Here is a 7,513-nt window from a genome sequence, read left to right on the forward strand (position 1 = left end):
ACTCGTAGCTTCGCAAATCATCTATGCGATTCAGTTAAGTAAGCTGGGGTATTAAATCGTTAAGGGTGATATCGAGAGGTATTGCCCTTCTTTACTTCCCAAAGGAGCAAACATGCAAAGCAGAACCTTTTCACAATCATCATCCCAGTCAAAAAAGAACACAGGTATTCGTGCTGCTAAAGTCGGTGCTGCTATTGGGGCTAGGTATGGTCCATATGGGGTACTAATTGGTGGTATAGCTGGCTTCGTAATTGGTGTCGTCGCCGACGAGGTTATAGATGATTGACGGACAAGTTAGGTGAGCAGGGGGTAACCTCTGCTTTTTTGTTGTTGTCGTTAGTTCGCTATACGTCGACGACGATACAACATTAAAGCTTTCAGTATCGTTACGGTATCATTGTTTTTTTGGATAAATCTTGAAGAACAATGAGTAAAGCTAGACAGCCATTTACGATAGATTGCAAAGATAAAGACTTACAAGTATTTGAGCTAAATATCGTAGAACATCATCCGGAGCTTAAACAGCTAAAAATAGGAGGAAAATTAAGCTACGAACATCCTCAATTCCATGAGCTTTCTATAAAGGTCAACGATATGCCCGGAAATAGTAAGCCCTATTGTATTTTTGCTATGAACCTTTTTGGGTTGGATGACATTGAAGAGTACTACTGGGAGTGTCAAACATTACTGGAAAGACCTATTTCTCAGTTAGTTAAGAATGACTCGTTAGAGTTGAGCGTAAGAGCCGAGATGCATCGAATTATGCATACGATAGAGTTTCGACACCCATACAATAATGAAGTCACTTTGATGGCTCGTGAGCTTGTCGAATTGGTTGAGCATTGTTGTTATGCATGGGACAACTGGTTGTTTACTGTGTTGAAAGCACAAATAGGAAATGAAGAGGCGATGTTCACTCCAGAGCTTCTTACCGAAATTCTTGATAAATGTTCTTATGTTGCAGACCAATTGGTTTTACTATCGAAGCTACCTGTAATGAATACAGGTGCATTCGAAGAGTTTCGTCCTAATCAAAAATACGCCTTACTAGCCAAATCCTTATTGCAGCTCTATCAAGACACAATTGTAAGCCATGTGCAGTGTTTAGTTGATGACCTGCAATCAGAGCTACTCACTACTATGGGATATGAGAAGTTATTGAGGATAGATACTAAGCGATATGTGGATATGGTGCTCTACTACGAGCTCTCTAAGCGTGCAGCAGAATTAGAAATGGAGCATACGGGTATCAAGTATGAACGAGAAGTGGAATTAAAAAGTCCCAATGCGTTTATCTATACTCGTCTACATGGTGGTTACAAAGCTAGCGATATCAGAGCAACGTATCGCTGGTTATTTATTAAAGCGTGGCTATATTCATGGTTAAAGGTTAATGCAGTGTCTGCCAATAAAGCAGCAGAAGAAATGGCAAAAAATGATCGCTTCTTTTATCTGGATAAAGTGAGTAGGAAAGTGGGGAAGGATGGTGTAGTTGAGTCTGATGATGAATGCTATGCCAGAAGACAGAAGCAACTCAATTCAGAGTTTAGTAAGTGGAAGAAGTATGATGGACCATTTGCTTATATATCAGATAGTTTGTTCAGTAAAAGTAGGAATGCTTACGAGAAATCACAACAGTCAAAGTAGCGTGAGTTAGATGCCCAAAGAGAAGCGAAAGCTTCTCTTTTTTTATGCCTGTAGCTTTTACAAGCACTTTGGAAATTATCTTCGTGGGGGAGCTGGTTAAATGTATTTCGTGGTTAGGAAAGAAGGTTCCAACGATAAGTTTGGCTATTGCAAGCACTTTGGAAATTCAACTCTACAACATTGCTGTTTAATGCAAACCAACGAGACGGAACGCCTTCTCGATGCTCTTTAACAATCTGGAAAGTAACGCTCTACGATTTTTGAATGTTGATTTAGCAACTTAATGGGTAGCTGAATGGCTGCCTATTGCGATGCTGAATTAAGTCGCATCAATTTCTATTGATAACTTAGGAGAGAATGAAATGAGTCTGATTAGCAAACTAGAAGCACAAGCAGAAAAAGTAGCGAACTTCAAAGCAAAAACACCAGTAAATGCCCTGCGTAACATGCCGCCTTCAGATGGTGTGCCATTTAAGGCTAAGTTCAACGTATGGCAAATGTTAGCTTTTGAACGTTTGAATGGAAACACGGGTTATAAGGAGACATATTACGTGGATGCTGATGTAGCTAAACAGTTGCCACAGAAAGAAATATCTCAGAAACATATTCATGTTTTGCAAACAACGAAAGGTGAGATTCGTTTTATTGCATTAAGTAAAAATCCAACAAACTCATGGAACGTCAGCAAATTGGATGCAGTTAAAGCGAGTGCAGAAGGCAAAGTTATCTCCCTCAAGCGCAATAAAGAAGCTGGTGTTTACGGATATTCGATAGAGCATGATATCGAATCTTTTGAGGTTGATATGACGCTAGCGGACAAAGTTTTTAACGAAACGTTTGGTGGAGAGTATCACATCGATTCTCTAGAACATCCTGTAGCTCAGGCGTTGTTGGAAAATAAAGGTGAGTTTGTTGACGTCGACGGCGGGGGTACTGAAAGTAATCAGGCAGATACCGACGCTAACAGATCTTATGATCCTTCGGAATATGGAATTTTCTCTGATGATCCAAAGCCGCTAGAGGAACCCGAAGAGTTAGACGAAATTGAAGATGAGATTGATATTGATGATGTAAGTTTCGATGACATTCCTGGATGAATTGCAATCGCACGTTATGGTCTTGGATCACATACCTATGCGCTGAATAAACAGTTACTTGCTCACTCAGCGCAAGGTTACCTACCTGACCATATCGCTAAAGAGGTTAAATCTGTTTCGAGCTTGCCACCATTGGATGTTCAACGTCGCATTACGCGGCATATAGAGCATATAAAGAGCAGAGAAGCGATTAGAGTAAATCATACTGCAATGCTTAAGCGAATTGGTTCGTACTCACAGAAAAAGTCGGGTACAAGCCAATTCGTAGCTAAGCAATATCAAGGCATTGTTAAAGCACTAAACACAGATTCTACCGGACATTGGTATCGTCCGGTCGTCTCGGCTTTTCATACTAAAACAGGTCGTGATCATGCTCTTGGTTCTTCTCTGAACCAAGTTCCTAAGCAGTACTGGAAGTCTGTACTAAGCCCACCTAAAGGCAGTGTTTATGCCCTTCTAGATTACCAGCAACAAGAGCCCATGATTGCTGCTTATTTTGCGCAATGTCGGGTGCTCATGAATTGGTACCAAAAGGGGGATATATACAAGAATCTCGTTCAGTTAGTTGGCGGCCAATTTAGCCGTGACCAGTGTAAGCAACTTCTCATTGGTCGATTGTATGGAATCGGTTATCGGACACTCGCTGAAAAACTGGGTATTACCTTGAGTCGAGTCAGATCTCTGTCTAATGAGCTATCTCGCCTTATTTACCCAATGGACCGCTATCTCGCTAAATCTGCCGATGTTATTCGGCAACAAGGTTTCGCTCGTTCCTTAGATTGGAAATACACCATTTCGGATTTGGACGGGCAACTCTCGCTAGCTAATTGGAAGATTCAAGCAACTGGTGCCGACATTATGCGCCGAGCCTGCCTACGTCTTGATGATGCCAATATCCCACTTCTACTCACTAACCACGATTCGTTCTTGGTGAGGTTAGAACAAGCACAATTTCAAAACCAATTGGATGCGGCAACTCAGGCTCTCACCGACGCCGCCGCCGATGTTCTAAATGGTTTCCGTTTAAAAGTGGCAGTCGAAATGACGGTGCCATCCCAAGAAAAATAGTATTAAAGGAGATTTTTACAATGGCTGATAAAAATGCATTCGCAGAGTTCTTAGAGCAGTTTACCCCTAGCGTAGTTAAGCAGGACGAGTCACGTACACCATATTTGATTGAGCATACCGGAGAGTCTAAGCAAGCTATCCCATTGGCTTCTGATAAGGGAGAGCAGATGCTGCGTAAGTTCGCTAAGCGAGTAGAACTAAGATTGGTTGGTAAAAACGTGAAAGATGCATTCGAGGAAGTCAAAGCTATCGCATGGGAGCATGAGCAGCCGTTGATTAAACCTCAAATTCGATATGGTATGGCTCCGGGAACTGAAACAGTGACCATTGACCTCTCGAACGGTCAGATTGCTCAACTTAGTGCTCAAGGTGTTGAAGTGTTGGATACAATGCCAGCTAGTAATGAGAATCTCTATTTTCAGCGACCGAGCTTTCAGTTACCAATGGTTACGCCTAAGTTGCCATGTGACGACACCAAATCAGCCTTGGCAAAGCTGAGAAAGTTCATTAATACCGACACGAATACTTTCTTCTTGCTGATCGCTTACATGACTTACTTAATGGCACATCCTAAGGCGAAAGGTGTTCCTTACCCTATCTTGATGATTCAAGGCGAAAAGGGTGCGGGGAAAAGCTTCTTCTGCAATAACGTGCTTCGTGGTTTGCTAGACCCAAGCGCTGTTTCAGCAATGGCTTTCCCTAAACAGAGTGATTTTGTTCTGACCATCAACGGTATGTCGCTAGTTGTTATTGATAACCTTAGAAGTTTGACCAAGCGACAAAGTGATTTGCTTTGTACCGTAGCTACCAAGGGAACAATGACGAAGCGAACACTGTACAAGACAGCAGAAGTAACGATGCTAGAACTACATAGCCCACTGGTGCTAAATGGTATTCATGATTTTGTTAAAGAATCCGACTTGGCTTCCCGTTGCCTCCGAGTCAACTTGGAACCGATGAATAAAGGCAATCGACGTCCTGAGCAAGAGCTGAAAGCTGAGTTAGAAGCATCTATGCCAGAGATATTCGGTGCCTTATTGACTCTTGCATCCAAAGCGTTGGCGGTATTGCCTGATGTTGAGGTGATGCACGAAGCGCGAATGATGGACTATGCCAAATGGATAGGAGCGCTAGAAAAAATCTGGAAACTCCCAGAGGGTAAGCTGCAAAAAGTGTACGCGAAGAATGTAGAGTCGTTGATGGCGTCGGGCATGGCAGATGATAGTCTAACGATTGCTTTTACGGCATTGCTTAAGAAAACTGGAGATGAGCCGTGGAAGGGCAAACCTTCCGAGCTTCTGAATAAGCTTCAAAAGTTTGAAGAAAGCATGTACCTACCTAAAGGTGCAGCGGCGTTGTCAGCAAAGATTAAGGGTCAAGAATCGAGTTTGAATGCGAATGGCATCTACTTCAAGTTTGGACGAGATGCAGAGCGTTACATAATGGTTTCAGATAAACCTTTGATTTAATCAACACATCCGGCATCGGTGGCTTTGGTCATCGGTGTCGGATTTTTTTGTTTTAGTGCTGCCGTCGACGACGTCAAAGCCTAGGTATAGAGCGTAATGTCTGTATAAATCGAATAATACTCACATTAAAAGCCAATTCATCAGTTAACAAAATTCATTTTTTGCCTCTTTCTAGTTGACTAAATTTCAAATCGGCAAGATAATTGGTTTACAAAATCAAAAAAGAGCCTGAAAGTATGAACATCGAACAATTCGAATCTCCATTTGTGTTGTGCCCCGAGTTACAAGAAGAGCATTTAGAGTTCGTATCTAAAAGAATGCTACAAATCGTTGAGATGACACTTCAATCTAATAGTTCAGAGTATGATGATAACTATACCTTTGAAACGAGTATTTTTGGTAGGACTCGACAGTTGTTCTTTAAATTGGCGGAAGATAAGTCTATCCCGTGGCTTACTATTGCCAGTAAAACTATGGACTACGTTCCTAAAATCTGTACTATCCCTGTTCGCGTTTTTAAAGACGACCCTTCTAATCCCAAAAAAGGAAAAGTTTTCTTTAAAAATGATTGTGAGCAATCTCAACTAACTCTTTTTGATGACCTTGAGGGGAATTCGATTGATTTAACTTGGCGTCTCTTTATTCAAGCTCCTGCTACTGTTGAAGATACAGGAAATGAGCTAGAAGATTTAGAGGATGACTATCGAGTCGTTCTAGTTGGATATGACTCAATTACAAAACAAATGAAATCTGTCTGGCAATCCAATTCAACGGCAAGGCATGTACCATATCCTGTCGAAGATGCACTTCCTGCTCCTGCTGAAGTGAAGAAAGTTGAAATTGAGCCATTGAGAGATAAAGAAGAAGTACCAAATGTGGCTGAGGACGATGTTTAGTAATCGCGAAGCATTAAGATCATATCGTGGTGATAAGTTACGACTTGCACGATTAGCTCAGGGGTTCTCATTGGAAGAGCTAGGCGAGTTATTAGCAGTAACTCGTCAAAATGTTCATAAAATGGAAGCTGGTCAAGAACCAACCGAAGAGCAACTCCCAATATTATGTAAACACTTAGACGTTAAAAAAGAATATTTTTATAGCGATAGAATAGCACCAGTTGTAGAAGAAGATTGTCACTTTAGAAGTTTACGTTCAAGAACTAAAACATTAACTAATATGGTAATGGCTAGAGCTGAGGTTTTGGATGAATTACTTCAAGGGGTCAGTAAATATTATCCAGCTAGAGAGGTTCTTCTTCCTGAAGTTTCAGATCTATCCTTTGAAAATATAAACGATATCGAAATAGCATCTGAGCGTCTAAGAAAAGAATGGAATATTGGTGATGCTCCCATCGGGAATTTAACGCTCTTAGCTGAAAATGCTGGTATTGTTATAGCTATTATCGAAGGTGTTGATGAAAAAGTTGATGCATTTTCTATATCAAGAAAGTGGCCATTAATAATCCGGAATAACGCTAAAGGTAGTCCTTGTCGGTATCGTTTTGACCTTGCTCATGAAATTGGTCACCTTGTTATGCATAGCGGAATTCAAACTGGTGATAAAGAAACTGAAAAGCAAGCAAACTATTTTGCAAGCTCTCTCTTGATGCCAAGAAGTCTATTTTTAAGTGCGACTAATAAATATCCATTGTTAAAAGGAACTAGAAGTTTAAACTGGAATAGCTTGAAGGTTCTAAAAACTTACTTTGGTGTAAGCTTAAAAGCATTGTTATATAGAGCAAAAAGTTTAGGTTTGATCTCTGAAGATAGAATGCGTTCTGGATATATATACCTTAATAAAAATGGGTACTCAAAGAATGAGCCTCTTGACGACAAAATTCCAGTTGAAGAACCTAGCTTAATTTCAGATCTATTCACTAAAATAGGTCCTGTAAATTGGCATAATTTATTGAAAGAAATAGGTTTGTCTAGACAGTTAGTTTCAAAACTATTTCCAAGTATAAAAATGCCTTCACCATTCATGGAGCTAGTTTAAAGAGCGTCGTCGTCGTACTAATCACTGTCAGCAACTACCGTCGGCGACGTCAGTAAAATCATGCGGGTAATCAGGTGATGTGATTTTGCTGGTGGATTTAGGCGTGATTCGGGGCAGGGTTTCTATGTTGATTGTGCGGTGAGATTACGTCAGACCTTCGCTCATAATCGATTGGTCCGCAGTTCAAGTCTGCGAGGGGCCACCATTATTCCTTAAGGCTTATGGAGAAATCCGTAC

7 protein-coding genes are annotated in these 7,513 nt (G+C 40.9%); all 7 read left to right on the forward strand.

The window, feature by feature from the left end; genetic code table 11:
- Positions 1 to 112 precede the first annotated feature (112 nt).
- The 7 genes from R7093_RS23500 to R7093_RS23530 all read left to right on the forward strand — a co-directional run bounded on the left by R7093_RS23500 (position 113) and on the right by R7093_RS23530 (position 7,276).
- Positions 113 to 286 (forward strand): hypothetical protein, encoded by a 174-nt coding sequence (locus R7093_RS23500; RefSeq protein ID WP_171387724.1) that lies wholly within the window; start codon positions 113 to 115, stop codon positions 284 to 286.
- A gap of 140 nt (positions 287 to 426) precedes the next feature.
- The gene (locus R7093_RS23505) at positions 427 to 1,647 is read left to right on the forward strand and encodes a hypothetical protein (RefSeq protein ID WP_140090607.1); all 1,221 of its coding nucleotides are present in this window, start codon (positions 427 to 429) and stop codon (positions 1,645 to 1,647) included.
- A gap of 362 nt (positions 1,648 to 2,009) precedes the next feature.
- On the forward strand, positions 2,010 to 2,744 hold the full coding sequence (locus tag R7093_RS23510; RefSeq protein ID WP_237307248.1) for a hypothetical protein: 735 nt from the start codon (positions 2,010 to 2,012) through the stop codon (positions 2,742 to 2,744).
- A 210-nt stretch (positions 2,745 to 2,954) separates the two neighbouring features.
- Positions 2,955 to 3,812, forward strand: coding sequence for a DNA polymerase (locus tag R7093_RS23515; RefSeq protein ID WP_237307246.1), 858 nt, complete (start codon positions 2,955 to 2,957; stop codon positions 3,810 to 3,812).
- A 20-nt stretch (positions 3,813 to 3,832) separates the two neighbouring features.
- The gene (locus R7093_RS23520) at positions 3,833 to 5,281 is read left to right on the forward strand and encodes an ATP-binding protein (RefSeq protein WP_237307244.1); all 1,449 of its coding nucleotides are present in this window, start codon (positions 3,833 to 3,835) and stop codon (positions 5,279 to 5,281) included.
- 236 nt (positions 5,282 to 5,517) lie between these two features.
- Complete coding sequence (locus R7093_RS23525; protein ID WP_140062845.1) at positions 5,518 to 6,177, forward strand: hypothetical protein; 660 nt, start codon at positions 5,518 to 5,520, stop codon at positions 6,175 to 6,177.
- On the forward strand, positions 6,170 to 7,276 hold the full coding sequence (locus tag R7093_RS23530; protein ID WP_159356776.1) for an XRE family transcriptional regulator: 1,107 nt from the start codon (positions 6,170 to 6,172) through the stop codon (positions 7,274 to 7,276). Before R7093_RS23525 ends, R7093_RS23530 begins: the two co-directional genes overlap by 8 nt.
- The last annotated feature ends 237 nt before the right edge of the window (positions 7,277 to 7,513 follow it).

This window comes from Vibrio sp. 1580, from assembly GCF_033340055.1.